Annotated in this window: 1 protein-coding gene; it reads right to left on the bottom strand. The window is 25.1% G+C overall.

The genetic code is table 11. The features are described from left to right. Nucleotides 1-119: 119 nt before the first annotated feature. Complete coding sequence (locus tag DVW83_RS14865) at nt 120-386, bottom strand: hypothetical protein (protein ID WP_113842335.1); 267 nt, start codon at nt 384-386, stop codon at nt 120-122. Nucleotides 387-586 lie beyond the last annotated feature (200 nt).

Raw genomic sequence — 586 nt, 5'->3', positions numbered from 1 at the left:
GAAAATATATTAAGTTTGATCAATGAGAGACCGGTAAAACATTGTATAGTATTTTACACAGGATTATGGACTTGACTCTTTTTTTTCAAATTTTCTATAACTTCTCTATATTCTAGTTTTTATTCTAGTTTTTCATCCATTGACAGCAATAATTCTATGAAATATTCAACTCTAATTGTAAAATTTTTTTGGTTTAATTGCTTTTCAAAATACATATTGTTTTCCTCAATATAATTTTCTAATTCTATATACAAAATAGGATCATTTATACTCATAGTAACTTTGTGATTTGATTTATCAAAATGTGCAAATTGCACTAAAGCTAAAAGATTCTCTTTCCATTCTTGATTTTCAGAAGGGTAAACTAATTCTTTTTTTACTACCATTTTGTAGTTCACTTAGTGCTTCATAATAAAATTTAAAAAAAAGTAAGTCAATCTCTGATTTCGAAGCTAAGCCAAAATTCTTGTTATAATATAGTTGACAAATTTCATCAAAATACTTTATTTAGTCAAGTCCATAATCCTGTGTAAAATACTATACAATGTTTTACCGGTCTCTCATTGATCAAACTTAATATATTTTC

Source organism: Enterococcus sp. VV15, from assembly GCF_005236045.1.
Classification (GTDB): Bacteria; Bacillota; Bacilli; order Lactobacillales; family Enterococcaceae; genus Enterococcus_B; species Enterococcus_B durans.
Note: the sequence above shows the minus strand (reverse complement) of the source record. Positions and strands in the feature narration are given on the sequence as shown.